General features: G+C 70.4%; 33 protein-coding genes and 2 pseudogenes. 15 read left to right on the top strand and 20 right to left on the bottom strand.

What is annotated here, in order from left to right:
• The first annotated feature begins 532 nt into the window (after positions 1-532).
• From F7Q99_RS30050 to F7Q99_RS30040, 3 genes are all read left to right on the top strand, one after another.
• Positions 533-697: a hypothetical protein gene (locus F7Q99_RS30050; RefSeq protein ID WP_153467080.1), complete on the top strand. Its 165-nt coding sequence runs from the start codon at positions 533-535 to the stop codon at positions 695-697.
• 55 nt (positions 698-752) lie between these two features.
• Positions 753-989 carry a DUF6296 family protein gene (locus F7Q99_RS30045; RefSeq protein WP_153467077.1) on the top strand — a complete coding sequence of 79 codons (237 nt, stop codon included), beginning with the start codon at positions 753-755 and terminating at the stop codon, positions 987-989.
• Positions 990-1,145: 156 nt separating this feature from the next.
• On the top strand, positions 1,146-1,814 hold the full coding sequence (locus F7Q99_RS30040; protein WP_153467074.1) for a hypothetical protein: 669 nt from the start codon (positions 1,146-1,148) through the stop codon (positions 1,812-1,814).
• Positions 1,815-2,289: 475 nt separating this feature from the next.
• On the opposite strand, the gene F7Q99_RS40575 is transcribed toward F7Q99_RS30040, so the two are convergent.
• The 3 genes from F7Q99_RS40575 to F7Q99_RS30025 form a co-directional block, all read right to left on the bottom strand.
• Complete coding sequence (locus tag F7Q99_RS40575; RefSeq protein ID WP_195911309.1) at positions 2,290-2,631, bottom strand: hypothetical protein; 342 nt, start codon at positions 2,629-2,631, stop codon at positions 2,290-2,292.
• Between the two features lie 329 nt (positions 2,632-2,960).
• Complete coding sequence (locus tag F7Q99_RS30030; RefSeq protein WP_153467071.1) at positions 2,961-3,164, bottom strand: cold-shock protein; 204 nt, start codon at positions 3,162-3,164, stop codon at positions 2,961-2,963.
• 537 nt (positions 3,165-3,701) lie between these two features.
• A complete protein-coding gene (locus F7Q99_RS30025) occupies positions 3,702-4,100 on the bottom strand; it encodes a hypothetical protein (RefSeq protein WP_153467068.1) in 399 nt (132 codons plus the stop codon).
• A 960-nt stretch (positions 4,101-5,060) separates the two neighbouring features.
• Here F7Q99_RS30025 and F7Q99_RS30020 point away from each other — a divergent pair.
• Positions 5,061-5,342, top strand: a complete 282-nt coding sequence (locus F7Q99_RS30020; RefSeq protein ID WP_153467597.1) for a helix-turn-helix domain-containing protein — start codon at positions 5,061-5,063, stop codon at positions 5,340-5,342.
• A gap of 428 nt (positions 5,343-5,770) precedes the next feature.
• Here the strand turns inward: F7Q99_RS30020 and F7Q99_RS30015 are convergent, their stop codons facing one another.
• Positions 5,771-6,094, bottom strand: a complete 324-nt coding sequence (locus F7Q99_RS30015; RefSeq protein ID WP_153467065.1) for a hypothetical protein — start codon at positions 6,092-6,094, stop codon at positions 5,771-5,773.
• A gap of 481 nt (positions 6,095-6,575) precedes the next feature.
• Here F7Q99_RS30015 and F7Q99_RS43405 point away from each other — a divergent pair, with 481 nt between their 5' ends.
• On the top strand, positions 6,576-6,716 hold the full coding sequence (locus F7Q99_RS43405) for a hypothetical protein (RefSeq protein ID WP_326847332.1): 141 nt from the start codon (positions 6,576-6,578) through the stop codon (positions 6,714-6,716).
• 242 nt (positions 6,717-6,958) lie between these two features.
• Here the strand turns inward: F7Q99_RS43405 and F7Q99_RS30005 are convergent, their stop codons facing one another.
• Positions 6,959-8,113, bottom strand: coding sequence for an FAD-dependent oxidoreductase (locus F7Q99_RS30005; protein WP_230210996.1), 1,155 nt, complete (start codon positions 8,111-8,113; stop codon positions 6,959-6,961).
• Between the two features lie 111 nt (positions 8,114-8,224).
• On the opposite strand from F7Q99_RS30005, the gene F7Q99_RS30000 reads away from it, so the two are divergent.
• Positions 8,225-8,797, top strand: a complete 573-nt coding sequence (locus tag F7Q99_RS30000; protein WP_153467061.1) for a TetR/AcrR family transcriptional regulator C-terminal domain-containing protein — start codon at positions 8,225-8,227, stop codon at positions 8,795-8,797.
• A gap of 228 nt (positions 8,798-9,025) precedes the next feature.
• Here F7Q99_RS30000 and F7Q99_RS29995 read toward each other — a convergent pair.
• Both F7Q99_RS29995 and F7Q99_RS29990 read right to left on the bottom strand, forming a co-directional pair.
• Positions 9,026-10,281, bottom strand: a pseudogene (locus F7Q99_RS29995) (IS701 family transposase).
• Between the two features lie 154 nt (positions 10,282-10,435).
• The gene (locus F7Q99_RS29990; protein ID WP_153467059.1) at positions 10,436-10,735 is read right to left on the bottom strand and encodes a hypothetical protein; all 300 of its coding nucleotides are present in this window, start codon (positions 10,733-10,735) and stop codon (positions 10,436-10,438) included.
• Positions 10,736-10,867: 132 nt separating this feature from the next.
• Between F7Q99_RS29990 and F7Q99_RS29985 the strand changes: the two genes are divergently transcribed.
• Complete coding sequence (locus F7Q99_RS29985) at positions 10,868-11,314, top strand: MarR family winged helix-turn-helix transcriptional regulator (RefSeq protein ID WP_326847331.1); 447 nt, start codon at positions 10,868-10,870, stop codon at positions 11,312-11,314.
• Positions 11,315-11,375: 61 nt separating this feature from the next.
• Here F7Q99_RS29985 and F7Q99_RS29980 read toward each other — a convergent pair whose 3' ends face one another.
• Positions 11,376-11,618, bottom strand: a complete 243-nt coding sequence (locus F7Q99_RS29980; protein ID WP_153467056.1) for a YcxB family protein — start codon at positions 11,616-11,618, stop codon at positions 11,376-11,378.
• Positions 11,619-12,071: 453 nt separating this feature from the next.
• The gene (locus tag F7Q99_RS29975) at positions 12,072-12,872 is read right to left on the bottom strand and encodes a maleylpyruvate isomerase family mycothiol-dependent enzyme (RefSeq protein ID WP_326847330.1); all 801 of its coding nucleotides are present in this window, start codon (positions 12,870-12,872) and stop codon (positions 12,072-12,074) included.
• Positions 12,873-13,192: 320 nt separating this feature from the next.
• On the opposite strand from F7Q99_RS29975, the pseudogene F7Q99_RS29970 reads away from it, so the two are divergent.
• A pseudogene (locus F7Q99_RS29970) lies at positions 13,193-13,663 on the top strand (IS30 family transposase); the annotation flags it as partial.
• 389 nt (positions 13,664-14,052) lie between these two features.
• On the opposite strand, the gene F7Q99_RS29965 reads toward F7Q99_RS29970, so the two are convergent.
• Positions 14,053-14,421, bottom strand: a complete 369-nt coding sequence (locus F7Q99_RS29965; protein ID WP_153467053.1) for a winged helix-turn-helix transcriptional regulator — start codon at positions 14,419-14,421, stop codon at positions 14,053-14,055.
• A gap of 53 nt (positions 14,422-14,474) precedes the next feature.
• Between F7Q99_RS29965 and F7Q99_RS29960 the strand changes: the two genes are divergently transcribed.
• Positions 14,475-15,362, top strand: coding sequence for an NAD(P)-dependent oxidoreductase (locus tag F7Q99_RS29960; protein ID WP_153467051.1), 888 nt, complete (start codon positions 14,475-14,477; stop codon positions 15,360-15,362).
• Positions 15,363-15,451: 89 nt separating this feature from the next.
• On the opposite strand, the gene F7Q99_RS29950 is transcribed toward F7Q99_RS29960, so the two are convergent.
• Positions 15,452-15,610 carry a transposase domain-containing protein gene (locus F7Q99_RS29950; protein ID WP_153467048.1) on the bottom strand — a complete coding sequence of 53 codons (159 nt, stop codon included), beginning with the start codon at positions 15,608-15,610 and terminating at the stop codon, positions 15,452-15,454.
• A 288-nt stretch (positions 15,611-15,898) separates the two neighbouring features.
• Between F7Q99_RS29950 and F7Q99_RS29945 the strand changes: the two genes are divergently transcribed.
• Positions 15,899-16,339, top strand: a complete 441-nt coding sequence (locus tag F7Q99_RS29945) for a hypothetical protein (protein WP_153467045.1) — start codon at positions 15,899-15,901, stop codon at positions 16,337-16,339.
• 200 nt (positions 16,340-16,539) lie between these two features.
• Here the strand turns inward: F7Q99_RS29945 and F7Q99_RS29940 are convergent, their stop codons facing one another.
• Positions 16,540-16,815, bottom strand: a complete 276-nt coding sequence (locus F7Q99_RS29940) for an HU family DNA-binding protein (protein WP_153467042.1) — start codon at positions 16,813-16,815, stop codon at positions 16,540-16,542.
• A 127-nt stretch (positions 16,816-16,942) separates the two neighbouring features.
• Positions 16,943-17,335, bottom strand: a complete 393-nt coding sequence (locus tag F7Q99_RS29935; protein WP_153467040.1) for a hypothetical protein — start codon at positions 17,333-17,335, stop codon at positions 16,943-16,945.
• Positions 17,336-17,583: 248 nt separating this feature from the next.
• On the opposite strand from F7Q99_RS29935, the gene F7Q99_RS42780 reads away from it, so the two are divergent.
• Positions 17,584-17,712 carry a hypothetical protein gene (locus F7Q99_RS42780; RefSeq protein ID WP_268267662.1) on the top strand — a complete coding sequence of 43 codons (129 nt, stop codon included), beginning with the start codon at positions 17,584-17,586 and terminating at the stop codon, positions 17,710-17,712.
• Between the two features lie 67 nt (positions 17,713-17,779).
• Here F7Q99_RS42780 and F7Q99_RS29930 read toward each other — a convergent pair whose 3' ends face one another.
• From F7Q99_RS29930 to F7Q99_RS29920, 3 genes are all read right to left on the bottom strand, one after another.
• Positions 17,780-18,385: a DUF7691 family protein gene (locus F7Q99_RS29930; RefSeq protein ID WP_153467037.1), complete on the bottom strand. Its 606-nt coding sequence runs from the start codon at positions 18,383-18,385 to the stop codon at positions 17,780-17,782.
• 85 nt (positions 18,386-18,470) lie between these two features.
• Complete coding sequence (locus F7Q99_RS29925) at positions 18,471-19,082, bottom strand: hypothetical protein (protein WP_153467035.1); 612 nt, start codon at positions 19,080-19,082, stop codon at positions 18,471-18,473.
• A 308-nt stretch (positions 19,083-19,390) separates the two neighbouring features.
• A complete protein-coding gene (locus tag F7Q99_RS29920; protein WP_153467033.1) occupies positions 19,391-20,203 on the bottom strand; it encodes a hypothetical protein in 813 nt (270 codons plus the stop codon).
• A 495-nt stretch (positions 20,204-20,698) separates the two neighbouring features.
• Between F7Q99_RS29920 and F7Q99_RS29915 the strand changes: the two genes are divergently transcribed.
• Positions 20,699-21,088: a hypothetical protein gene (locus F7Q99_RS29915; protein WP_153467031.1), complete on the top strand. Its 390-nt coding sequence runs from the start codon at positions 20,699-20,701 to the stop codon at positions 21,086-21,088.
• Positions 21,089-21,885: 797 nt separating this feature from the next.
• On the opposite strand, the gene F7Q99_RS29910 is transcribed toward F7Q99_RS29915, so the two are convergent.
• Positions 21,886-22,653 carry a hypothetical protein gene (locus tag F7Q99_RS29910; RefSeq protein ID WP_153467029.1) on the bottom strand — a complete coding sequence of 256 codons (768 nt, stop codon included), beginning with the start codon at positions 22,651-22,653 and terminating at the stop codon, positions 21,886-21,888.
• Between the two features lie 162 nt (positions 22,654-22,815).
• On the opposite strand from F7Q99_RS29910, the gene F7Q99_RS29905 reads away from it, so the two are divergent.
• Positions 22,816-23,163: a hypothetical protein gene (locus F7Q99_RS29905; RefSeq protein ID WP_230210995.1), complete on the top strand. Its 348-nt coding sequence runs from the start codon at positions 22,816-22,818 to the stop codon at positions 23,161-23,163.
• 56 nt (positions 23,164-23,219) lie between these two features.
• Here F7Q99_RS29905 and thpR read toward each other — a convergent pair whose 3' ends face one another.
• Positions 23,220-23,807: an RNA 2',3'-cyclic phosphodiesterase gene (thpR, locus tag F7Q99_RS29900; protein WP_326847329.1), complete on the bottom strand. Its 588-nt coding sequence runs from the start codon at positions 23,805-23,807 to the stop codon at positions 23,220-23,222.
• 99 nt (positions 23,808-23,906) lie between these two features.
• Between thpR and F7Q99_RS29895 the strand changes: the two genes are divergently transcribed.
• Positions 23,907-24,404, top strand: a complete 498-nt coding sequence (locus F7Q99_RS29895; protein WP_326847328.1) for a phosphoribosyltransferase — start codon at positions 23,907-23,909, stop codon at positions 24,402-24,404.
• A gap of 40 nt (positions 24,405-24,444) precedes the next feature.
• On the opposite strand, the gene F7Q99_RS41800 is transcribed toward F7Q99_RS29895, so the two are convergent.
• Positions 24,445-24,939 (bottom strand): transglutaminase-like domain-containing protein, encoded by a 495-nt coding sequence (locus F7Q99_RS41800; protein ID WP_230210994.1) that lies wholly within the window; start codon positions 24,937-24,939, stop codon positions 24,445-24,447.
• Here F7Q99_RS41800 and F7Q99_RS41795 point away from each other — a divergent pair.
• Positions 24,919-25,179 (top strand): hypothetical protein, encoded by a 261-nt coding sequence (locus tag F7Q99_RS41795; protein WP_230210993.1) that lies wholly within the window; start codon positions 24,919-24,921, stop codon positions 25,177-25,179. The genes F7Q99_RS41800 and F7Q99_RS41795 overlap by 21 nt on opposite strands.
• A gap of 73 nt (positions 25,180-25,252) precedes the next feature.
• Here F7Q99_RS41795 and F7Q99_RS29885 read toward each other — a convergent pair whose 3' ends face one another.
• Positions 25,253-25,660 (bottom strand): DUF3592 domain-containing protein, encoded by a 408-nt coding sequence (locus tag F7Q99_RS29885; RefSeq protein WP_153467025.1) that lies wholly within the window; start codon positions 25,658-25,660, stop codon positions 25,253-25,255.
• Between the last annotated feature and the right edge of the window lie 76 nt (positions 25,661-25,736).

The raw sequence follows: 25,736 nt of genomic DNA, 5'->3' as shown, positions 1-25,736 counted from the left end.
CGTCGGCGAAGCGCCCATGGCGTCCTCCGCCGCGAACCCGGCGCCGCTGTTCTCGTGCCCCAGGGCGCGGGTGGTGGTTGAACCCGGGTAGCGTCCCGGCCCGGCGCACGGCCGGGACGCACCTGGGCGGCCAATGCGCCCGCGCGCAGGCCGCCGGCCGGACACGGCTTTCGTGTCGCAGCCCGCTCGGCTGGCGCCGGGGGCGGCATGCTGTCCGCCATGACATATCGAGGCCCCCGCCGCAGCCGGCCCCACGCGCGCGCGAAGTCCCTGGGCGTGTCACTGGCCGTACTTGATGAGCAGCGCTCTCGCGTTGTCCCTGCCCAGCCCGGCCCGCCCACACCGGCACCGGAGCGGACGCGCGGCGCGGGCTGCTGCCACGTCCGCAGCGAACGCGCCATCGGCCTGGGCGGCACCGTCTTCATGATCCACCGGCATCAGCCCGACTGCCCGAGGTGGACACCCCGTACGGCGGGATGAGCCCGGGTGTCTCCGACTCGTGCCGCTCGACCAGAGAGCACCGTCTCGGCCCATGCCCCTGACGTGCGGCGTCCGTGAGGTCATGAGCGGCCAGGCACCTCGGCGTGTTCCCGAGGACCCGCCGCCGTGCGAGGCGTGCGGGTGCGCGCAGCTGTGGCTGCCCGGCGAGGTGAGCGTGGTGAACGGGCGCGGCCCGCGCCTGGACGGCCGCGCATGATCCCGGACAGGCCAGACGGTGTCCGGGTGTTCCCGCTCGTGAGCAGGCGGTAGCCATGCCCGTTCACCGGCGCTACGCGGTGCCCCTGCCCGGACCGGTCGGCGCGCACGCCCGGCCCACGGTGCTTCTCGTGCACCTGAGCGACGACATCGCCCCCGGCGGCGGACACGTCTGGACGGCCGCCGCCAGCCAGTGGCGGATGCAGATCGAGGGAGAGGAAGCGACCGTGCTGTCCGCGCCCGCCGGATACGACAGCCGCCACCCCGTCCTGCACGCCGTACCGATGCCCTGACCAGTCCCAAGGCCGGCCACCGGCGCCGGAGAGCAGCAACGGTCGAATCGCCTCGCGGTGCGGCGGTCGTGGGTGCGGCCGACGCTGCGGCTCTGCCCCGGGATGGCCACCGGCGTGTCGGTGCCACGGTCTACGCTTACTTCGGGGAGTGATCGAATGTCCTATGCCGATGACGACGACGAGTTCGAGTACGAGTTCATGCCCGCGCTGACTACGGCCCTGACCGATCCGTCAGAGGGGCCATGGACCGTCGACGGCTGGCGGATCGAGCGGCTCGGTCTGATCCAGGGGGCCGCAGGCAACGGCACGATCTACGACCCGCTGGGGCCGGAGGGTGGCGGCTTTCCAATGCGGCCCGGCGGCACGCCGGTCTACCTGATCGCCCGCGAGAACGCACCCGGGGTCCCGGTGGCAGTCCTCGTGCACCCCGGCGAGACCGTTCCGGTCCGGACGGAAGACTGTGGCGACCGCGTGGCGACCCCGTCCGGCCTGGCCGTGGTGCACGCGAACCCCAGCAGGACCTGGATCGAGCCTGGCACCGGGATGCTCAAGCGCGCCTGGGCCACCTTGCACGCACGCGCCGCCGAGGGCAATAGCTGGAGGCTGGAGAACCTTCGCGAGATGCTCCAGCACGCCTCGGTGGACCCGGCCGACTGGCCGGTGGAGCCGGTCGAGGGCGACTTCGCGAACGACTGGCTGATGATCCCGGACGAGGACGGCGCCGGCACCGTGCTGGGCGTCCTGGCCGACCCGGACGGCTCCAACACGACCGAGTGCCTGGACACCGAAGGCAACACGGTGGCGATCCTGCTCACCCTCGACTAGGGAGCGTATTCGGTCGTGACCAAGGGTGTTCTTGGCTAGGTTCACCCCGCTCGGTCCAGGAGACGCAGCGCGTCGCGAAGTATCTGGGCCAGGAGATGCGGATAGCCCGCAGGCCACAGAGCAGGCGGGGCCGGGCGGAACTTGGTGAGGCAGACCCTGCGCAGGAGCGGTCCCTGTTCGACGGTGAAAGCCGTGATCTGAAGACGGCGGGGTGGCGAGCACTGCGCGCACACGAAGGCGAACCGGTTGCCGGACCGCGGGCTGCGCAGGGTGGCGTGGACTGCAGGGTGGCCTCCAGTTGGACACCAGCGGCCGCGTTCAGGACGGCGATCACCTCGCCCCACCGGGCCGCCTCGGCGTTTACCGAGGCGGCAGTCGGTCATCCCCACGACCGGGGTCGCCCGCCGCGGTGGGGTGAGCCCGAGCTCGCGGGCGATACGCGCGAAGTGCCTGTTGTGCCACCTGTAGCCGCTGCTCACCTCCTCACGCCGCGCCGTCGGGCCAGGCCGTGCGCCGCGTGGTGCAGTAGCGCTTGCGGCTTGGCCCGGCCTCCGTGGCGCAGGGTGCCGGCGGAGAACTGGATCTCCATGGTCAGCGCGCCGTCGTGGGTGAACTCGCGCCCGGTGCGCAGCGTCGCGCAGCGGGTCTGGTCCGCGCCGCCGCTCGCGGTGGTGACCGCGAGCTCCGGCACGTCCGGGTGGCGGCGCCGGATCTCCTGCCAGGCGGTCTCCACGGTGCCGACGATGACCGCACCGTGGACGAGAGCGGCGGTCTCCGACCCGTCGTGGGCCACCGGCATGGGGCGATGGATCGTCATGCCGGGGAACCCGCACGACTCCCGGCCGGACACCCTGGAGGACGCCGCCCCAATCCCCGGTTGCGGCTGACACGGCGCGGGTGCTCTCCCATCGGCCGGGGCGGGTGCCCGACAGCCCGTGGAGGGCGGGAGCGAAGAACTCGAACCGTGGGATGCCCGGCAGTGCGCCTGGGCGGATGCGGCGCTGTGCGTTTCGCGTGGGGCCCCGGTGGCGGAGCCAGGGGCTGAAGGCCGGGGATGCGCTTGATGGCGCGATGCCGAGGGACCCGCACCGGGCATCGTGTACTCGGTGCGGGCCCCTCGCTACCAGGCGAGTGCCGTGGCAGGAACTACAGCGGACGGATGTTCTCGGCCTGCGGGCCCTTCTGGCCCTGCGTGACGTCGAACTCGACCTTCTGGCCCTCGAGCAGCTCGCGGAAGCCGCTGGCGTTGATGTTCGAGTAGTGGGCGAAGACGTCAGCGCCGCCACCGTCCTGCTCGATGAAGCCGAAGCCCTTTTCCGCGTTGAACCACTTCACAGTGCCATTAGCCATAAAAATCTCCTTCAAGGGGCTGTCCGAAGCCCGCACAGTGCGGACTTCGAGTCGCCGCGATGAGCACCCACCCGGAGAAATCCGGGAAAGAAAAAGGCGCCTGCGATACATCAGCAGGCGCACACAAAGTTCATGGGAACCACTACTGCAACTAACTTTGACCCTAGCAGGCCTGGGCTCGCCGCGGGTGGATATGTCACCCCCGGATTCCGTGGAGTCTTTTCCGGGGCCGCCGGCGGCGAGACCTCAACGCTGTCAACACACCTGGCGGGCAGGCTGGTTGAGAGAGTGACCGCACCCCGTCGGCGTCGATGGGCCTCAGGCGATGGCGATCGCCCGTTGGCGTGGCGGCGGCGCCCAACGGAGACATTCGGTCCTGCAGAACTGGATCCGTCGGGAGGAGACGGACCCGGGGTGAGCGAGGCGACGGGCTGACACCGCGGAGAAGGAGGAGCCGGGGGTCGGCGGCCGGGCGGTGCAAGGAGAACGCTCTTGGGTCCGACTGTTGGCTACCCGCGCAGGTCCGCGGGATCCCGCTCACAGCTCGGGGTCCCCGGGATAGGTGGGGATGTCGTAGCCCTGGTCGCGAAGCCACTGGCAGGTCACCGCGGCCCGGTAACCGCTGTCGAAGGAGGGAAAGGACTCGTCAGCCTTCTCCGGAGGAGGGGAGGTTTTCTCGCCATGCTCCATTCTGTCGACCACGGCGTCGGCGATCCGGGCTGCCGTGTCGCCGCCGAGGTCGCCTTTGTCCCGCCAGCGGGTCAATTTGTCCTTGGCCTGCCGGGCCAGGCGGGCACTTTCGGCGGCGTGCTCCGTGCCGACCGCGGCCACCGCCGCCTCATTGGCCGACCGTAGCCATTGGCCCAGGCAGTCGGTGATGACCTGCTGGGCGAAGGCGGCCCGCCACTCTTCCCGCTGCTGATAGTCATCCGTCATACCTGCAGCCTATCGAGAAAGGGAAACCGTTCAGCCCCCCTCCTATATTGATTTTCGAGCTCGTCGAGAATCGTCGCCACCGTGCGCGGCGCTGCGTTGCTCGCGTCCGCGCGCGGCGGCGGCTCGGGGGGTGCCGCCGCCGCGCGACGGAAGGTTATCTCACTCTCGGCCGCCCCAAAATCTGTGCTCGCCGGAGTAGACATTCCTTGCGGGCGGGTCTTACGTTTCTCTCGTAAGAAGCAGTCGGCACTACCGAGCAGACACGAACTGGCCGGGCTGTTGGACGAAAGATCGCGGTTCGGTCCGGCAGTGGAGCCCCGAAGCCAGGCAGATGCAGGACGGCGACGGGACTGACTGCCGGACCGGGCGGCCCGCAGGCATCAGGGCTGCCACCAGTGGTACCGAGCAGTGCGCAGTTCAGTGGTTGCAGTATCAGCAGTCGTGAGACAGGCAGGACCTCGGCAAAGGCGTCATGACTGCGGCGCACGTGTCGAGGGGTCCGATCAGCGAAGCTTCAGCCCGCCGCAGGGCTGTAACGGCCCGCAGGGCTGGGCTGCCGGACCGGGTGGGCCGTCACGGCCACCGAGCAGTTCCAGCAGGTGCAATACCAGCAGTAGCAAGATGACAGTCAGCTCAGCGGAGAAACGGAGGGCGCAAGCGCCATCAGGATCGCCCGGCCCGTGAAGACGCCCGGGCGGACACCGCAGACCCCAACGCAAGGACGGTGGTTCCGGTCACGCATACGCGATCCCCGCGCCCCCCTTCACCCGGGGCACTGCGGATGTAACAGGACCGGCCCAGGCCGGTAGATGGTGTTGTCCCCCTTCGGGGCCCCGGAGCCGACACGGCGCCGGGGCCCCTCGACGCGTTCTCCCCAAGAACCAGAGAGGTGCAGTGACTACGACGACCAGCCCAGACACACCCGACAAACTCGACGACGACGACTACCCCGCCTACACCATGGGCCGCGCCGCCGAGATGACCGGCACCACCCCCGGCTTCCTGCGAGCCCTCGGCGAACACCGCCTCATCACCCCACTGCGCTCCGACGGCGGACACCGCCGCTACTCCCGCTACCAATTGCGCATCGCCATGCGCGCCCGCGACCTCGTCAACCAGGGCACGCCCATCGAGGCGGCCTGCCGCATCGTCATCCTCGAAGACCAACTCGAGGAAGCCCTGCGCCTCAACGAACAACTCCGTAGCTCCCAGCACGCCCAGGAGCCCACGGCGGACACCTGACCTGCAAGCCGGCCTACAGCCGCGGGAGAAGCCGGGGAGGCCCGCGCTCGGGCCGTGCGTGTCGCGCTCCAGGTCGCCCGGGTGAGCCGGGCGGCCTGGTCACAGGCGTGCTGCAGGTGTCCCCGAGCAGTGGCGATGATCATGCCCGGCGCGGCCGTGGGATCCCTGCGGAGTTGATCGCCGACGTGGCCGAGCGAACGCGGTGCACGATGCTGGCCTCCACCAGCTGGCGCCCGCCGCCCTGCGCCAGACCCGGCTGGCCGGCGCGTGTTCGCCGCGCTCGGCCGGCTGGGGGCACCAGTCGCGAATGTCGACTCCGCTCGACAGCAGATCCTCGACCGTGAACGGTACATCGCCGGGTCCGGTTCGGCGCCTCGGGCGAGCGCGGGATCGGCACTCCATGGGCCTGGGCGAGCCGGCCCCCGAGGTCAGGCGCCCCAACCGTAGGCGTCGTGTGTCGAGAGCTCTCGCCAGAACTTCGGCTCGATTTGCGCCGTTACGCCTGCAGCTTCGAACATCGGCCGAATCTCGGACTCCTGCTCCCGGAAAAACGACTCGAAGCTCTGCCGGTCAGGCCATTCGTCCAGGACCAGCAAGCTGCTGCCGTCGTCGGAGCCGTAGAAGCGGTGCGCAATGAGGCCATGACGCTTCGCCGCTGCGAGGACATCCTGGAACGTCTTCGTGTTGTCCTGGGCGTACTGCTCCACTGCCTTCGGATCGCCGGCGACCTCCAACGTCAAGATCACAGACATAGCTTCTCCTCTTCGCTCACGGACTCGTACTGAGATATTTGCAACAAATGATCCCTAAATGGGGCAAACACGCTGAAGGTCTGAGTGGCTGAACCTCAGGCCGGTACCGGTCAGCCGAGTTCGTACTCCGGTTCCTTGTCGTCGCCGTCGAGTGCGCTCGCTCCATGGGGCCGGGCGTTTGACACGGCAGGTCGTGGTACGGCGTCTGCTCACTCTGGATAAGACTGGGACACTGGTATCGGTGCATGTACGGATCGCCGCCCAGACGGCCGGGGTATCGGTCCGCACGGTATAGAACCGGCTGGCGGCCATCGCCCGTCGTCGGGCCGCCTGGAACCGCCGCGGCGCTTTCATGGTCACTGACGAGTTGTGGGCGCGGCTTTCCAAGCTGGGCGGGAACGTGGCGACCACCGCGACCCCAAGGCCGCCCAGGCCACCACCCGGCGCGCGCTGGCCGCCCTCGACCCGGAGGAGTTTCCCGGTGCTGACCGGCCACCTGGCCCATGTCCTGCCCGCCGTGGTCGACCACGAGGTCTACTTCGGCGCGCTCCGCCAGCTCATCTGTGCCGCCGACCCGGCCCGGGCCGCGCCGGTGCCCGGACAGGCGGCCGAGGGGAATTAGATCAGCGTGGACAGCACCCTCGCCGCCTACCGCGGCCAGATCGCGTGGCCGGAGCTGATCCACGGCTGGCTCGTCGTCGTCTACCCGCAGCGGCTCGCCGCCGCTCCGAAGACGGCCGCGTCCGATCGCCGGCCGGCGCTCACCCGGCGCCGTTCACGTCGCCCGCGTCCCCTCGGTGGCCACCCGTTTGCGTCCATCGGCCGGCGTGCACGCCGGCCAAGCCCACGGTTCGGTGCCACCCGTCAGTGTGCGCTCGCCGCGCCCGCCGTGACCGATGGGGCGAAGGCTGGCAGTTGCTCCAGACTCTCCGCGACCGCCGCGAAGCCATACTCGAGCATCTCGCGCTCGTACCGCTCGACGGCCGGCAGCAGCTCCGCCTCGCCGCGCTCGACCGCGGTGATCGCGCGGCAGAGCAGTGCCGCGTCCCGGAACGCGGTGTTGGCGCCCATGCCTCCGCTCGGCGGCATGACGTGGATGGCGTCGCCGAGCAGGGTGACCTGGCGGGTGCCCCAGTGCGGCACTGGCTTCGCGTAACGGACCGTCAGTACGGAGCTGTTCACCACGTCCGACTGCCGTACGAGCTCCACCAGGTCGGGGTGCCAGTCGGCGATGCCGGCCAGCAGCAGGTCGCGGACCGCCGGCCAATCGGCGGGCAGCGGCTTGATGTACTCGGGCAGGAACGCACCCCAGCGGAGGTAGCTTCCGGTTTCCGGGAGTTCGACATCGGGGGCCAGTTCGGCGGCGGCGAGGTGCGGCGGGCGGCGGAACTCCATCTTGCCGAGCAGCATCCGCACCTCGGGGCCGTTGACCACGGTGCCGAAGCCCGGGACCAGGCCGGCGAACCGCTCGGTCAGCGGCGTGCGGCCGAGCAGGCCGTTGCCGTCCAGGGTGACCACCTCGGCGTCGGGCAGGAGTTGCCGACGGACGGGGGAGTTGCCGCCGTCCGCGCCCACCAGCAGGTCGCCGGTGGCGCTGCTCCCATCGGCGAACTCGGCCCGGACGGTGCCGTCGGTCAGCTCGGTGTAGCGGACCAGCCGCTTGCCGAACTGGATCCGGTCGGTGAGCCCGGCCAGCAGCAGATGCCGCAGGACGTGCCGGTCGGTGGCCGTGCCCCCGTGCAGCGCGCCGAGTTGGCGGATCTCGCGCAGCTGCTCGTCGACCACCCGCCGCTCACCCGAGAGCTCTCCGGTGCTGGCCTCCAGCAGCGGGTGCAAGCGCTGCGGCAGGCATTCGCGCAGCGCGGCCAGTCCCGGGCCGCCGATGCCGATCCGAAAGCCCTGGTACCGGGCCCGCACGCTCGCCTCGCGCTCGTAGATCCGCACGTCGATCCCGGCCTGTCGCAGCCCCTGCGCCAGGCACAGACCGCCGAGTCCGGCACCGATCACCAGAACACGCATGTCGCCCCCCAAACTTGAACACCGTTCACTTGGTCACTGTTCAAGTTACTTGGTCAGTGTTCAAGTGGCAAGATGCTCCGATAGCAGGAAGGGATACGAAAGGGGGACCCGATGCCGCTCCGGCAGGCCGATGTGCTGCAGGGCGCCATGGAACTGCTCGACGAGGACGGCCTCGACGAGCTGACCACCCGTCGCCTGGCCCAGCGGCTCGGCGTCCGCGCCGGCGCCCTGTACTGGCACTATCCGAGCAAGGCGGCACTGCTGGACGCGCTGGCCGACCGGATCATCGGCGAGATGCTCACACAGCCGCCCGCCGGCGGCCCGGGTGCCGCCCCCGCCGTCGAGCAGGACTGGCCCGACCGGGTCCGCGAGCTGGCCACCCGGGCCCGCGCGACCATGCTCGCCCACCGCGACGGCGCCCGGCTCGTGGTCTCCTTCACCGCCCCGCCGCCCAACGCCGTCGCCTACTTCGGCTCCCTGGTCGACGCCCTGCGCTCGGCCGGTGCCGACGCACCGGCCGCCCACCTCGGCGCGGACGTGGTCACCAGCTTCGTCAACGGCTACACCCTCGAGGAACAGGCCCGTCAGGCCGCCCTGATCCCCCTGGACCAGCGCGACGCGACCTTCCGCCTGGAGCTGGACATCGTGATCGCGGGCATCCGCGCGCGGCTGCTGCGCGACTGAGCGGAGCCGCCGCCGGTCGGTCGCCATCCAGGTCGGCGCAGCCACGGACCCCGCTCGTTCCGGCGCGCAGTCGAAAGCCCGGGCGAACGTGCCAGGCGCCCGGATCGGAACAGCTAGGTCAGGTGCGGTGGTGGGGATCGGGGGCCGGTGCGGGTTGGCCGCATATCGAGCAGGCGCCGGTCCCGGTGGCCAGGAGGGCCTGGAGTTCACGGAGGACCGCGTAGAGGGTCAGACCGGCGCAGGGACTTTTGGGTCGAGCCTGAGCATGGTGCAGAAGGCCTGGGCGAGTGAGGCGAGAGTGGCGTGGCGGTGTCAGCCGAGGTAGTTGCGGCCCTCGAAGTGGTCCAGGCCCAGGCCGTCCTTGAGCTCGCGGTAGTCGTGTTCAACTCGCCAGCGGATCTTGGCGATTCGCGCCAGCTCGCGTAGGGGGATGTCGGTGGGCAGGGTCGAGAGCCCGTAGTCGGTGGGCTCGGCGGAGTCGGGTGGCCACTGGACGAGCAGCCAGCAGTCGGACACGGATCCGTCGGCGGCACGGCGGCACGGCGGATCGTGCGGTTGGCCGGGCGGACCCGCAGGGCCAGGAACTGCGAGCGCATCTCGGCGTTCGGGTTGTGCTTGATGGCCTTGCTGCCCTGGCGCCAGGTGACGGTCCTCGCCCTGTCGCGCCCGGCGGCCAGGGCCAGGGCGCGCAGGGGTGGTGTGCGGCTGGGGGTAAGCGGACGCGGGAGGGCGGCCCTGTCCGGAGTAGGGCGGGCGCTCGGGCGTCGCATTCGCCCAGGTACGCGGTCGTGATGGCCTTGACCGCGACCATGTAGGCCAGGCCGCGCACGGTCAGGCCCTCACGAAAGCCCGTGGCGTCCCCGTGCCCGGCGTCCGCGACGACCGGCAGGTCAGGCAACTCCCAGCCCCCGCGCACCTCCTCGAGCATGTCCAGGGCCAAGCGCCACTTCTCCAGGTGCCGTGCGATATCCGGGATGCCGGCCTTGGCCAGGCGGCGCCGGATCGCCTCGGCCAGCAGCGCGTCCCCGCCGTGCTTGGTGTCGTCCCAGCTCTCGGGCAGGAACAGGCGCCAGTCGACGGCCGAGGACGCCGGTCGAACACAAGGTTGACGCTGAGCCAATCTGGCAGTTGCCCCGCTTGCCCAGTGCGCCGCAGTACATCCGCGCCACCCCGGGCGAGTCGTAGCCGTCCTTGGGGAAGCCGACATCGTCGATCGCGTAAGCCTCGGGAGAGATGTTCGCGGCAGTCCAACGTGCCAGCCGCTCAGGGACCTTGGAGTAGTCCCAGGTGGGAAGAGGAGGCGAACTGCTGCAGCTGCTGGTAGTCCACGCCCAGTCGCTCGGCTATCGGCTGCATCGACTTGCGCTTGCCATCAGCATCAGCCCACGCAGGTACAGCTCGTCCTTGGCCCGCTGGTCCCGACGGGCCAGCGAACCGAGCATCTCCGCCGCGAACGCCTCAATACGCGGCCGAAGCTCTTCCATCACCTCAGGCGTCACATCTGACAGAAGATCACAACCTACCTGACGGTGATCAATCGGGGTACCTGACAAAGCACCTACTAGATGGCGCCCGCCCGCCGGCGCCGGGCCGGCGGGCGGGCTTTCCCTGCGGAGTTCTACCGGAGCCCCTGCCGGATCAGCCGTGCTGGTCCGAGGCGATGAGGGTGTCGATCATGCGCTGCAGCAGGGCGGCCAGGTAGCGGGCGTCCTGGGCGCCCTTGTGGTCTCCGAGCTGGTCCAGCATCACAGCCTTGTCGCGCAGCTCCGCGAGCTGCTGGCGCATCCTGGCGATGTCCGCGCGGTGGTCGGTGGGGTTGTCGGCCACGACCGTGGCCACGCCCTGCTGGGCTGGGGCGGCCTGGGCGGGGGCGGCCGCGAGCAGGGCGCCGCCGGCCAGGGCGACGGTCAGGGTGATGGTGGGTATGCGATGGCGCATTGAGCTTTCTCCTCACGTTCAACGTACTTAGTTGACGGCACATCAGGGAGTGGCCCGTCAGTAGCAGTGCGTGCCTCAAGCACGCATCTCGCGCTACATGAAAAGCGTGCTCGGCGCACGCTAATCTGCGGGGTGACGAATCCGACCGGACACCAGATCGCCGAGGCCCTGGGACTGCTGCTGCGGCGCAGCACCCGCACCGGGCTCCATGCCCAGCTGACCGACGGCCTGGGGGAAGCCGTCGACGAGCTCACCTACCCCGTCCTGAGCGGCCTGGCCCGCACCGGCCCGTGCAGCGCCGCCGACCTCGGCCGCGAGATCGGACTGGACCGCACCACCGTGACCCGCCGCGCCGACCGGCTGGAGGAGGCCGGCCTGCTGCGCCGCGAGGCCGACCCCGCCGACCGGCGCGCCACCCTGCTCGTCCTCACCGGCTCCGGGTACGACGCGGTGCGGGCCACCCGGGACCGCCTGGCGGCCCGCATCGAGGACTCCCTCGCCTCCTGGCCGGCCGCCGACGCCGAGGTCTTCGCCGGGCTGCTGCGGACCTTCGTGGACGAGGGGCCGTTCCAGAACTGAAGCCCTCAGCGCCGAGGTTCCGAGCCTGAGCCTCAGGCCTTGGGCCCGGGCCCGGGTTCCATCAGGCCCGGACCTCCAGGGCCGGGCCCGCGGGCGCCGGACGGCCGACCGGGGCCGCGTGCCGGGCGCGCAGCGCGTCGGGGTCCGCCGTCCCGCAGTTGGCCAGGATGAGCAGGCAGGAGCCGCTGCGGTTGAGCACCACGAACAGGTGCTTCGTCTCCACGAAGCCCGACAGCATCGCCCACGCCCGGGTCTGGGTGCCGCACCGGTCGATGACGGTCACCCCGGCGCCGTCCACCACCACGTGATGAGGCTCTTCGAATTTCCCACCCGCCGCTCAGGTGCTGGCCAGGCATGCTCACTTGTATTCCCCATGCTGGAACAGGCGGTGGGTACACCGATGGCGAGAGCGGAGGTCGCCGCTGAGCGGGTTGGGGATGAGAGCAGCTACTTATGGCCTACCTGACAAATGATCATCTGGCGGGTTCGTGGGGACCAGGAGCGCGGCCAGGGGCGCGACGCAGAACCGCCGGCTCGCTGGATACGGAGAGCGAGCCGGTCGGCGGTTGCCCGGCTGTCGATGTACTCGACTCTGATCGTGCGGAGGTCGTGAGTTCGAGCTCTGACCAGGTAGACGGTCGGCTTGTTGACGCAAGGAGGCCGCCTCGCGGGTTTGAGCCCGGTGCCGCGACTGACGAACCCGGCGAAGAGTTGTGTCCTACCGGCTCGAGGCGCGGCCAGCCGCCGCCGCTACGTCCTACTTCTCCTCCGGCTCCCAGGCGCGGAGCAGGTCGAGCAGCCCTGCGTCCCCGTCCACGCGCAAGGACTCGGCCTGGATGCGGTCGTACAAGTAGAGGACCAACTCACTGGCTGTGCCATGGACGGAGACGCCGGCTGCGTTCGAGTCCTCGCCGGTCGCGGCGGTGGGCGCGGGGATGCGGGTGGAGCGTGCGCCGTCGCCGTCGACCGTGAGGCGCCAGGAGCGGCCCTCGGCGGTGTGGAAGTCGAAGGCCGTGGGCTTGTGCGGCCAGGCACTCGGCGTTCCGCAGACGGTGAACAGGAACTCCTCCACACCGTCGAGTGCCACCTCGGCCGGCAGCGGCTGCGCAGCGCCCCCGGCGAGCTGGGCGTCGTACGTGTGCACCGCGGTCTCCTGGGCCCGGTGCCGGGCGACACCGCCGGAGGTTTGCGGTGACTGCGACGCAGGCCACCACGTCCAGCAACCGCTCTCCGGGCCTGCCTCGCGCAGGGCGCCGAGCAGAAGCTGCGTCGACGCGGCCAGCCAGGCCAGCAGGGCCTCACGCTCCCGCGGCACTTCCAGAGCGGCACGCGCAGCGGTGGCGTCGGCCGGGGGAGCGTCGGCAGGTCCCGCGCCGACGATGGCGGCCCAGAAACGGTCTCCCCCACCCAGGTGCTTCACCAGATCGAACAGCGTCCACCCGGGGCAGGTCGGCACCTGTGCGTCGAGACTGGGCGCGGCGGCGACCGCGGCGCGGAAGGCGGTCGACCGTTCATCGATCAGTCGCAGCAGGTCAGGGAACTCGAGATTCTTTTCCACGCCGGATGTCTATCACCGTGCTCCGGTGATCGGACAGCGATTTTCATAGTCGCCGCCGGTTGGCCATTGCGGACGTCGTCGTCGCCTCCCACCGCTCGGGTGACAAGCAGCGCACTGCTGCGAGGACGCTGGTGGTGGCGGTACGCCAGGCGTCGTGCCTGTGAGTGCTCTGGCCTCGCCGCGCGGCCGGGCACCTCGGCGACGTGACGTCCACCCGGTGCGCGCGGTCATGCTGCCGCTCGATGTGATGGACGCGGAGGTCACGACGGCGGGGGAGGACCGGTCGGGTCGGAAGTTCATGTCGCGCCAGGAGAACCGGCCGGGCCCTGTACGTCCAAGGACGTGGCGAGCTGCGCCGCGAGCTGGCCGGCGCCTTGCGCACCGGCCGCGCCCGACGCGTCCCCCACCGCCAGGCCGCCACGCGCAGGCCCAGGTTCGCCCATCCGATGGTCATGATCAGCGAACGGCCTGCGGAGGTCGAGGACCGGGCAGTCCCAGGGCACTGGGAGGGCGACCTGATCATCGGCAAGGACGGCACCTCCGCCATCGGCACGCTCGTCGAGCGCGCCACCCGCTACGTCATGCTCCTGCACCTGCCGGACGGCCGCACCGCCGAGCACGTCCGCGACCCCCTCGTGGAAACCGTGCAGACCCTGCCGACACACCTGGTGCGCTCGCTGACCTGGGACCAGGGCGCCGAGATGGCCGCGCACGGCTCATTCACCCTGGCCACCGACATCCCGGTCTACTTCTGCGACCCGGCCAGCCCCTGGCAACGCGGCTCCAACGAGTTCTTCTTTTTTCAGCTTGAAGACTGCATCAGCGAACGCACACTATCCGGCTGACCCCAGCAGTGTGAAGCCCACCTCAGGCAATTGCCTCTTCGGGACAAGGGGCAATGCCGGTGACCTAAGGCAAGACCGCGACCTCCGGGTCTCCCACAGACTGCTCCTTGTCGGTCGGTGTTGTACGAGATCGCACTCAACCGTGGGAGGGCTGCCGGCCCAGGGGGTATTGGCCCGTTGCCTGTCCGGCCGGATAGCCATCATGTCGGCGGCTCGGCCCGTCGCCTGGTGATCATCGCGTCCTTGCCCAGTAGCCACCTTTTTGTGCGTACTGGGCAGCGACGTGCGGTGCGACGAGACTGGTGCCCAGGAAAAAGAAGGGAGATGACAGCAGGTCAGGAGGCAGACGGCTCGACCTGTCCGGCCTGCTCGGCCGTCATGCGGTCGAGGCGCTCGTGGCCCAGGTCGGAGACCGGGCCGAGGGCGTCAGAGAGGCGGCGGCCGAAGTCGGTCAGGGAGTAGACCGTCTTCAGCGGAAGGACGTCGTGAACCTCGCGGTGCACCAGGCCGTCGGACTCCATCTCGCGCAGGGCCTGGGTGAGGACCTTCTCACTGAGGCCGGGCAGTCGTCGGCGGAGTTCGGCGGGACGCTGCGGGCTGGCCTCCAGTAGCCAGAGCAGGGACGTCTTCCACTTGCCGTCGATCACGGCGATCGCGGCGGTCACCCCGCACACGTTCGGGTTCACGGCCTGACTACGCGTCATCTCCTGCCCTCTGGGTCGTCGTTGTCCACCACCATGTCTACAGGAGATGAAGTATGCCCACCAACCACACCCAGCCCACCGTCACCGTACTCGGCCTCGGGCCGATGGGACGCGCCCTGGCCGGTGCCTTCGTGGACGCCGGCGTCCGTACCACGGTCTGGAACCGTACCCCAGGCCGGGACGCCGCGCTGGTCGCCCGGGGTGTGGTGAGCGCGACCACGGCAGAGGAGGCCGTGGCGGCGAGCGAGCTGATCGTCATCTGCGTGGTGAACTACGACGCCTCGGACGCCGTGCTGCACCGTAAGGAAGTCGAGGCCGCGCTCAAGGGCCGGGCGGTGGTCAACCTGACCGCCGACTCGCCGGACCGTGCCCGGTCCACGGCCGCTTGGGCGGCGGAGCACGGCGTCGAGTACCTCGACGGCGCCATCATGACGCCGGCCCCGAGCATCGGCACGCCGGAGGCGGTCTTCATCCACAGCGGGCCGGTCGACCTCTACGAGCGGCACGCGCCGGTGCTGGCGGTGCTCGGCGGTACCCACACCCACCTTGGCGAGGAGATCGGCCGGGCGGCCGGCTTCGACATCGCGCTGCTGGACATCTTTTGGACGGCGATGGCCGGATACGTGCACGCGCTGGCGCTAGCCAAGGCAGAGGGGATCAGCGGGCGGGAGCTTGCGCCGTTCGCCCAGGGGATCGGTGCGATCCTGCCCCCGCTGTTCGCGGAGTTCGCCGAGGACTTTGATAGCGGCAGCTATTCGGGCGCGATCAACCCGCTCACCTCGGGCGTCTCCACCATGGCCCACGTCGTGCACACCGCCGAGTCGCACGGCATCGAGTCCGGGGTAATGCGCGCAGCCGAGGGTCTGGTCCGCCGGACCATCGCCCTCGGCCACGGCAAGGACGGGGTGAGCCGCCTCGCCGAGGTGCTGGGCCGACGCTGAACACCGGCGCACCCGCGCGAAGAGCACCCGCAAGGGCTCTGGACCCAACCTGCGACGGGCTTGGCCGATCGCGGCGGTCGTCGGCACCGCTACGACCGCCGCCCAGCCCCGATTTCCTCGCCCAGCAGCCGTGCGACCTCCTCATAGCCCTGCCCGAAGAACAGGTACATCGCCAGCACGAAGCACACGACCGACCGCGCCGGCAGCAGCCGACTGCGTTGCTCGGCCTGCCCGCTCTCGGCGACCACCTCATCAACCCAACCTGGCGGAAACGCCCCCTACACCCCGATCGCGATCCGGTCCGACAACCGCGCATCCGCAAACGACCTGACCTGCCCCACCCTCGCCACACCAACCAACGAGACCAGAAGACCCAAATCACCGGCATTGGGACTAGGTGTGGTCAGCAGCCGGATCTCATCGATGCCCTACTGGCGGAGCCTCTAAGTGGCCTGCGGCCGGGCACCCCACGCCGAATTCCGAGATCTTTTGCGGCTTTCCCGTGCGCGGTCCCAACGGCTGACATCCTGACCGCCATGACGAACAGTGATAGCAGGATCGCGGCGCGTGGCGAAGAGTGGTTCGAGTGGGCCGGCCTCGCCCTCGTTGGGGTGCTCGTCTCGGGCCCGTACCTGTACTACGCGGCGACGACGTCCTGGTTCGTGGCCCAGCGCTACGACGCGGACAACATGTTCTGGTGGCTGCTGCCGGTGGTGGCGGTCAGCGGAAACCTGGCCGCCGCCGCCCGGATCGGGACCAACGCCTTCGCCACCTGGGGCGTGCGCCTGCTCTTCGCCGCGCTGACGGCCGGCGCCTTCTTCGCGTACCTGCACGGCCATCTCGCCGAGTTGGAGGTGCCGGTCACACAGTGGGTGTGGCCGCCCTGCGGCGCGGTCACGGGGATGTTCGGACTCCAGATCGTCCGGCTGTCTGCTGAACGCCGGCCCTGGCGCCCTGCGGACAGCCAGACGCCATAGCTGCTTGGCCTCCCCGTGGCGTGCCCGCCCGGGTCTTCGGCTGGTCGCTTCCCGCCAAGCAGCGTGGGCTCCATTGCCATGGGAGTCCGGGAAGCTGCGGCAGTGTCAGCTCGGCCCGCCCGGACTGGCCCGTCCGCGACACCAGCGACCGCGGTGGCCGTGCGGCCCACGACGCCGCACGGCCATCGCCGGACCTGCTGCTACTTCGCAGCTTCCTTGAGCTTGGAGCCGGCCGTCGCCTTGACGCTGTAGCCGGCCGGGATCGAGATCGGCTCTCCGGTCTGCGGGTTGCGGGCAGCTCGCGCCGCACGGTGCGTGCGCTCCAGGGTCAGGAAACCCGGGATCGTGAGCTTCTCCTCGCCCTTCCTGACGGTCTCACCGGCGATCTCGGCGAATGCCGAGAGGACCGCTTCGGCGTCGTTCTTGGTGACCTCGGCGCGGTTGGCGAGAGCTGCGACCAGTTCAGTGCGGTTCATCGTTCTCACTTTCGATCGTGTAACTCGGATCCAGCCGTATGCTGCCAGACGACCTGGCCGACAGGGGGGATGAGGAGCGCTGTACCGCCAAGCACCAGGCGGGGCCCACCCCTTGCTCGCAGGGCGGCTACGGCTTGACCTCCTGGCAGGCCCAGCTCTCGAGCCCGGTGAACGAGACGCACGCCTTCCCCTTCTCCAGGCGAATGTTGCGCCACTCGGCCACCAAGTCCCTGCCGGAGTCGTGGGCCCGGACATCGCCGTGGATGGACTTGCCGTTGCCTTCGTGCAGCACACCCCAGCGGTCGAGCTGGCCGCTTCCGTTGACCCAGCGAGCGACGACCCGATCGGCCCAGGTGCCCTGCCCGTGGATCTCGATGCACACGTCCGGGCGCGTGGTGCCGGTGCCGAAGAAGTTATGGGTGCAGGCATCCGAGGAGCGCTGCGCCGCGGCGGCTGGCGGGGCCAGCCCCACGGCGAGGAGGACGAGAGCGGCTGTGGCGGCGGAGGCCTTCACAATCACGTGCAGATCATCCCTTCGAATCGGCGGGAGCGGATTACCACTGCCGAACGACTCCGGCCGCAAATGGTTCCTGCACGCATCACCCCTCCGGCTCAGCCGCGACGCCCGTACCGACGGCGGGCACACCCAGCTCACCGTCAGCGGCGGCATGATCGGTAGGCCGCAGTGCATGTCGCCCGAGCACGCCCTCGGCGATCTGGTGACCCCCGCCGCCGACGTCTTCGCCCTCGGAGACCAACCGGATCGCCGTGCGCTACGGTCTCACGGCGGCGCTGGCCGCGTTCGCCCTGTTCACCGTCGCCGTGGCGATCACCGCGCTCGGTCAGCGGGGGCCGCTGCTCCGCCAGGCCGAAGGCAGGCTGACGGCCCGTCGGTGACGGCCAGCGGCGTTCAGCTGGCCGGGGTGCCGCCGAACGGGCCCGCCAGATCCGGGACTCGGCGGCGCTACGCCACGAATCCGACCACCCCGAACCCGGCACGCGAAGCCGCGTCCCGCAGCCATCCGACCACGATCGCGATGGCGGCGACGATCTCGGGGGCGAGGGCCTGGTCGGCGCCCTGGCCCTTCTCGTACTCCTCCAGCGCGGCCAGGCACCGCTCGTGCGACCATTCCCCGGATCGCGGGAGGTCGTGGGTCGGGATCACGCTCGGCATGCCGCCGTGGCCCCCGAACTCCGCTACCGAGACCGCGGTGACGCCGACGGCGCGCAGTCCCTCGTCCACGGTCTCCAGCCAGCCGCCACGGAAGGGCATGAATTCGGAGTTGTCGAGGGTTTCCCCGAGGCGCTCGCAGAGCCGCCGGTAGGCGTATCCGTACTGGAAGGCGTGGTGCGGGTCCGTGCTGAACGGGCCGCCGCGCATCACCGCCTCAAGTGCCGCGAGCGAGGTGGGGGCACCTTCCGAGATCTGCCGGGAAAAGTAGTCGTCGTCCGCGGCCAGATGGGGCTCGCAGCTGTAGCGCACCGCCTGGAGCAGGGGCTCGTTGCCGGAGCCCACGAGGGCTCGCATCTCGGTGGGATCGACCCAGTACACACTCAGACCGGAACTCATCGTCCCACCGTAGCCAACGTGGTACGCCGGGCCGTCACCGGCGCCGCTGCGCATCCGGCAGGCAGAGCCGTGAACCAGCTGTTCGTTACCGGAGGCCGATGAGGCCCCAGCCGCGGGACTCGGCCCCGGCGACCACCTCGCCCCACTCGCGCAGGAGTGCGGCGGCGGCGTCGAAGCTGGCGGGCCGGCCCGCCCACCCGGCGCACTCGGCGTCGAAGGGGACCCGGAGTTCCTCCAGCCGCGGTGCGGCCGTCGCCCAGGCGCGGGCGAGGCCGGGGATCTCGTCCGGGGCGCAGAGCAGGAGCACGTCCGGGCGCCAGGGTGAGGGGTCGTCGGGGAAGCTGGCGGCCGGTGCGGGGCCGTCGTCCGGGGCCTCGGGGACGAGGGCGCCGAGGAAGTGGTCGAGGGCCGCCTGTAGGTCGGGGGCCGCCGATTGCCTGATGTCCGCCCAGGCGGCGGCCAGGCGCCAGTGAAAGCTGTGGGAGCCGGTGGTCCCGTGGAACTGGTAGCGGGCGCACCACGCCGGCTCCGGCGGCCATACCCAGCCGTCGGGCGCGGCGACGGCGAGGGCGTTTGGATCCGCATCGCTCCAGGGGACGGGGAACGCGGTGTCGTCCAGCACGTCCAGGCGCTCGTGCGCCGGTATCCGGGCCAGCCGGGTCCAGTCGGCCATGACCACGATGATGTCCAGTCCCATCCGCGCAGGTTAGCAACCTGGTACATGCGCCCGCCGCGGACGTGTCGTGGACCCGAGACCTGCGGGCAACCCGCGCTGAGCTGACGGCGATGCGCCGGCCGGACGACCCTAGGGCCTGCTGCCCGGAAGTCGGCCTAGGGATGGTGTCGGCGGTCTGTGGGAGCATCGTCGCGTCGGACGAGCGAAGGGCCAAACCGTGCCATGGATTGGGATGACGTCAAGTCGTCTTTCAGTAAGAGCTCGTAACACGATCTTGTGAGTGTGGCCTGGTCGGCCACCGCGCCAGTCACTGCTGAGGGTCGATGTGGTCAGGCCTCCACCGTGACGTGGACGGGCGTCATGTCGGCGCGGTACTGGACGGCTGGCCAGTAGCCGTCCATGAAGTAGCGACTCTCGGGCTCACCGAAGTGGACTTCGAAGTCTCCCGAGCGGTAGACGACCAGCGTGTTCGGCGTCATGACCTCGGGGAAGCGAGCCTTCTCCTCCTCGGTCTCGTCACCCTCCGCGAAGGTGGTCCAGATGAACTCCGTGCCGTCGCGGCGGATGTGTTCGAACTCGGCCACAAGTCGGCGTGCGTGGGGCAGCAGTTCGGCGATCTTCTCCGGTCCTGCGCAGTCGAACCACATCTCCAGCCGCCGCCCCGGGGTCGTCACCGAGGTCTCGGCGATCCGGCCCTCCACCCGGGGCTCGCCCAGCACCGGGTCGGTGTCCACGTGGCGGATGTGCGGCGGCAGCAGGCCGTCGGGGAGCAGGCTCGTCGCCAGAAAGGCTTCCTCGACGTGCTCCTCGTACCAGGGGTTGTGCTTCTCGACGATCACCTTGTAGCAGGCGGTGAACTGCCGTGGCGTGCCGGCAACGGACCGCCCGTCGGTGCTGGTCAGGGTGAAGCGTTCGCTGTCGTGGCCGATGTGGCGCACCTGGAACGACCTGGGTAGCTGGACGAACATGGTGCTGCCGGGAAGGGCGACTGTTGCCGTCTGCTCTCCGTCGGCGGCGGTCCGGACCACGAACACGCTCGACAGTTCGGGCGCGATGCACATGAGACTGCCCGGCCCGACGACGCGTCTCAGCTCCTCCGCGTCGCCGTTCAGTGCCGATGCGATGATCCGACTGTTGGGCATGACGCGCCTCCCCCGATCCGCTCCGACAGGACGGGGCTACGGTACTCCCATGCCGATCGTCGACCGGCAGGTCGCTGGCTCCTGGCCGGATCTGAAACCCGGCCAGATCGAACCGTCACATAGAACTCGTCAGACGATCACGCGGCCTGCTTGTTTCAGACGCCCAGGGCGGTGAACAAGGCGGTTTCGCGCGGACCAGCTCCCGGTACCCCACGGGAGCCGCCGCCGTTCCACCCCCGTGGCCGGCGCGCCCGTCACGGACAAGGAAGGCGCGCCCGCGCCGCCCCGGCGCCGTCACGGCACTTCCTCCCCCCGCGCCCTCCGTGCTGTCGGTGGGCGCGGGCAGAATCTCCAGCATGACCCGGCCACTCACCCTCCCCATAATCCTGCCGGCGTCGCTGGCCAGGCCCACCGTCTCGACTCGACCACTGGCGGGTGGGTCCCGAAGCACGCGGTGGCCACGCCCGGTGGCGACACCTACTTGGTCTCCACCGTGTGGCGCCCCTGGGGCGGCACGAGCCATCCGGCCGATCCCGCACTCTGCCAGCTGAACTTCGCTTCATCACCCGCTACGCCCCGGACGGGACGCCGGTCGCCACCGCCGTGTTCGGTGGTCCCCGGCCGGACGGAACCCCGTCGGCGGTCATCCCCGACGGGAGCGGTGACACCCTGGCCGTCCTCCCCGACGGGACGATCGCCCTCGCTCTGCGGCCGGGCGGCACCCATCTGTTCTCGGCCGACCTGAGCCGGCTCCTGGCCACCTGGCCGATGCCCTGGGGCTTCGAGGAGGAGAAGGCCAGGGCGGGCCATCCCTTCGCCGCCTCGATCGCCGTCATGCCCTCCGGCCGGCTGCTCTGCACGACCGCGGAGTACGGGCTCGGGTGAGCCGGCGCGACCACCAACATCGTCGCCGTCTCCGAGCCCGGCACCACGCTCGCGCCCGGCGCCAAGCCCACCCTGCGGGCCATCGCGAGCCTCCACGCGAACACCGACCGTCAGACCGATGCCGACCGGCACCCCCACGTCGTCTTCGGCGGAGCGCCGGTGTGGCGGGACAACCGGCCCTCGCCCACGCTGACCGATCTCCTGACGGCCTTCACCGGCACCTCCGGCACCTTCTACGGCTACGAGGACTGCACGATGGCCCGGCCCCTCGGCCCTGGGCGACGACCTCTTCGTCGTCCCGGTCTTCGGCCGGACGTTCCGGTCGGGCAGCCGAGGCCAGGAGTTCAGCTTCGCCCTCCTCGACGACCAGGGCACCCTGCGCGGCCGCCTGGAGGGCCTGCACCGCCACGACGACAGCCCGTTCACCGGCCTCGACTTCACCGTCGTCGCCGATCCGCACCCGGCCGCGCCTACCACCTCAACCGTTACGGGTTGTTCGCCTGGACAGCCGACGGCCAGCTGCGCTCGCGCATGTCCACTGCGGTCAAGCCCTACATAGCCCTGAAGAACTTCGAGCTGCTGGAGTGCACCCCGGCCGGTGAGATCCTCCTGCTCCACCGCAAGCAGCGCCTGCTGCAGACCTTCGCCGCCGGCGAGCGGCTGGCCGCGCTCGCACTCGACACGACCGCCTCGACCGAACTGCCGCCCGAGCGGATCGAAGCGGCCAAAAACATCGTCACGTCACTGACCAGCGGCGTCCCGGCGGCGTACGCGGGCGCCCGGGTCCTCCGGGGCCCTCACTGCAGGATGCCGACCGCCCTCGCCACCACGAGCACCACCGTGATCAGCGACACCGCCGACTGCGTCATCATCAGCAGCTTCGCCCAGACCGACAGCGGCATGGTGTCCGTCGGACTGAACGCGCAGGCGTTGGTGAACGCCACGTACAGGTAGTCCGGGTAGGACGGCTCCCAGCCCGGCTCCGCGATGCCCTCCTGCTGCATCTGCGGGAAGAGGAAGTCCGGGTACGACCTCACCCCCTGGGCACGGGCCGCCGGGCCGCCCCGGTCCCACTCCCAATACCACAGCGAGAAGGCGAGGATGTTGGTCGCCCAGACCGCGCCGCCGGTGCCGAGCAGCGCCAGCGCACCCGGCGAGGCGGACGTGTGGATCAGGTCGCGCACCAGCTTCACCGCCGACCAGCCGTTGGCCAGGCTGATCACCGCCACCAGGGCCAGGCTCATCGAGCGCAGCAGCCGCGACGTCTGGTCGACACGCTTGTGTGGGTTGATGACCGCCAGGGCCACCAGCAGCGCCAGTTCCAGGGTGGGCAGCATCCAGTGCGGATGGATGGTCAGCCGGGTCGGCAGGGCCAGCTGCAGGCCTACGGCGGTGAGGATGGCGACCGAGACCGCCCAGCGCTGCTCACCCAGCGTGACCGAACGCCACGCCGGACGCTGTGGCTCCTCGGGCTCCGCCGGCTCCAGGAGCCGCTCGATCCGCTCCAGCCTGCGGTGCAGTGCCTCGGAGAGCTGGGCCGGGGCATGGGGTTCGGGCTCAGTCATGCCGCACAGTGTGACAGGCGTCCGATTTCACGATCGCGGTCGTGCCGGGTGCTCCGCGGGGCTGGCCTGCCACCTGCGGATAATGGCCGGGGCCGCAGGCGGGCCGCTCCGGCGGCACTGTCGGCACTGGCAGCACCGATCGGATGGAGAGGCGGAGCACGGATGACCCTGGAGGAAGGCCTGCGCGTCAGGCTGGCCGAGGACCTCGCGATCGGTGAGGCCGTTGCCGGGAAGCCCGGGGCCGTCGTCGGGTACCTCTCGCTGGGAGACGGGGTCGAGGGCACCGTCGAGCGGGTGGACGGCGAGGTTCCCGAGAGCCACGAGGTCCGCGAGTACCTGCGGCTCAAGGCGCTGTTCGAGGACTACGGGCACACCATGCCGGTGGCGAGCCGCGAGCCGCGAGCGGCTGGAGGCGGAGATCGCCGTGCTGGAGCCGCAGTAGGCCGCCCACCGGGAACGGGGGAACCTGGTGACGGCCCGGGTTCGGTGGGACAACGGCTTCGTCCTTGACGGGGTGCACCAGGACGTCCTCGCCCCGTTGCGGTGAGCGTCGTCGCCCCGGCCGGCTACGGCGCAGCGGTGCCGAACCGCCACGCCTCGATGTCGCGGTAGCGGATCGGGCCGGGGCCGCGGCCGAATTTGCTGCCGACCAGGTGGAGGCGCTCGGCCGGCCACGGGCGGCCCACGAACCCGGCGAGTCCGGCCGCGGCCTGCGGGACGCTGGTGGGATCGTCGCGGCGGGCGCGTGCCAGGGTCAGGTGGGGGCGCAGCGGGCGGTTGTTGAACTCGATCCCGCAGGAGGCGACGAGGTCGCGGACGTCGGTGGCGAGCTGGTGCAGTCCGTCGAGGTCGCCGTCGATGCCGCTCCACAGCAGCCGCTCGTCGAAGTGGCCGCCGCCGCGCAGGGCCAGGTGCAGGGCGGGGTGGGACGCGGCCCTGGCGGCGAGTACGGATCGCAGCAACGGCACTGCGGTGGCGGGCAGTTCGCCGAGGAAGGCCAGGGTGATGTGCCAGTCCTCGATCCGGTTCCAGCGCAGCTGCGGGTACTTGGCGTAGGCGGGCTGCAGGGCTCGGGCCAGTTCGTCCTTGGCGTCGTCGGGCGGGGCCAGCGCCACGAAGACGCGCAGGGTCGGGGGCTCGGGGTGAACGTCCACGGGGGTTTTCTAGCACCTCGGCCGCGGCGGGCGGCGGGGCGGGGGCTACCCTGTTGCCGCTGCTCGCCGCTCGGCCGGCCGACGAGGAGACTGAACGCTGTGACTGATGTGCGCGAGACCCTGGATTACCAGACGTTCGGGCGGGCGGTGCGCGAGCTCGCGCAGACGATCGCCGCCGACGGCTTCGAGCCCGATCTCATCCTGAGCATCGCCCGTGGCGGGGTGTTCGTGGCGGGCGCTCTGGCGTATGCGCTGGACTGCAAGAACATCCACCTGGTGAACGTCGAGTTCTACACGGGCGTGGGCACCACCCTCGAAATGCCCGTCATGCTGGCGCCCGTCCCGGCGGCGATCGACTTCACCGACAAGAAGGTCCTGATCGCCGACGACGTCGCCGACACGGGCAAGACGCTGAAGCTGGTGTACGACTTCTGTCTCGGTCACGTCGCCGAGGTGCGGTCCGCCGTCATCTACGAGAAGTCGCACTCCCTCGTGAAGTGCGAGTACGTGTGGAAGAAGACCGACGACTGGATCGAGTTCCCCTGGTCGACGGAGGAACCGGTCGTCAAGCGCGCGGGGCAGGTGCTCGACGCCTGACCGGGGCTGGGGCCCGGCCCCGGTGTGGCGGCCGCCCGTTTCAGCCGTCGGTGTTCGTCCCGGGGAGTTCGCTCGGCAGGTAGCCGTAGCCGTAGCCGTAGCCGTAGCCGTAGCCGTAGCCGTAGCCGGACCGGCCGGGCACCGCGTGGGCGAGCGCCTGGAGCACTGGGGCCGGCGGGGTGGCGAAGATGCCGGGGTAGTCGCGCTCGCCGAGTTCCGGGCGGACGGGCCAGGCGAGGCGTTCCGTCTGCAGGTCGTACTGTGCGTCCACGCCCTCCCGGTTGCCCCGGGCGTCCAGGCGGGACCAGCGGCCGTCCAGGTGCACGGCGTTGAGGGCGTGCAGGGCGAAGCCGCCCTCGCCGTACTCCAGCCGCTGGTAGCACAGGCCGGCCGGCACGCCCTGCGCCCTCAGCAGTGCGGCCAGCAGGTGGGACTTGCCGTGGCAGATCGCGTTGCGCGCGGCCAGCACCTCGGAGGCGCGGAACGCCCCGCTGTACGTGCCCGTGTCGGCGGAGTGCGCCACCTGGTCGCGCAAGGTCAGGGTGCGGACTGCTGGCGCCGTCCAGCGCCCGGCGTCTGGGCGCCCACCCAGACCCCCAGCGCCCTCACCACCGCCCGAGGCAACAAGCTCCTGATCACCACCCCGGCCGGCGTCGTCGACTTCCACACCACCACCGGGCGCAGCACCTGGGCCCTGCCACTTCCGGGCACCGGCCAACCATCTGGACCCGGCACGCAGCCGAACCTGCTCGAACGGGTGCCGGGGCGCTGGTGAGTTTGCCCGCCCCGGGGTGACCGGCCGCTGGCGAGTGAGGCAACAGGAATGAGAACGAGGAGGGAGAACAAGCTCAGCGGGTGAGCCAGATCCAAACCGCGACGCCGAGGAAGAGCACGCTTCCGGTAAGCAGGCTGATGACCATAGGTCGGAGGTACCTTCGCATGAACACCCTTCCATTCTCGGGGTGTTCGGGCAGATAGACGACCGGCACCTGGGTTCCAAGGTCCATCCCCATCCGCTTCCCCGTCGCCGCGGGCGTGAACCTGACGGGTCGGCCCTGCCGGTCGGTGAACTCGATGACGGGCGTCAAATCAAAATCGTCCGACGGCGCCAGATGCTGGTCCACCACCACCCCCTCGGTGTGTACGCCGTATTGGCGCAGCCGCGCTTGCAGCCGCGCCTCCCGCATACCACCCCACAGACACAGCAGGCTCGCCAACACGGCCAGCACGAAACCGATCACTTCACGTGTCGTCATATGTTTCCTGCTCTCCCTCGCCCAGCGCCAGCACGGGCCTGGCGCCAGGATGACGTTGCACCTCGCCGCGATGGTT

Source organism: Streptomyces kaniharaensis, assembly GCF_009569385.1.
Taxonomy (GTDB): Bacteria; Actinomycetota; Actinomycetes; order Streptomycetales; family Streptomycetaceae; genus Kitasatospora; species Kitasatospora kaniharaensis.
The sequence above is the reverse complement of the archived record's forward strand: the minus strand, read 5'-3'. Positions and strand labels throughout refer to the sequence as shown.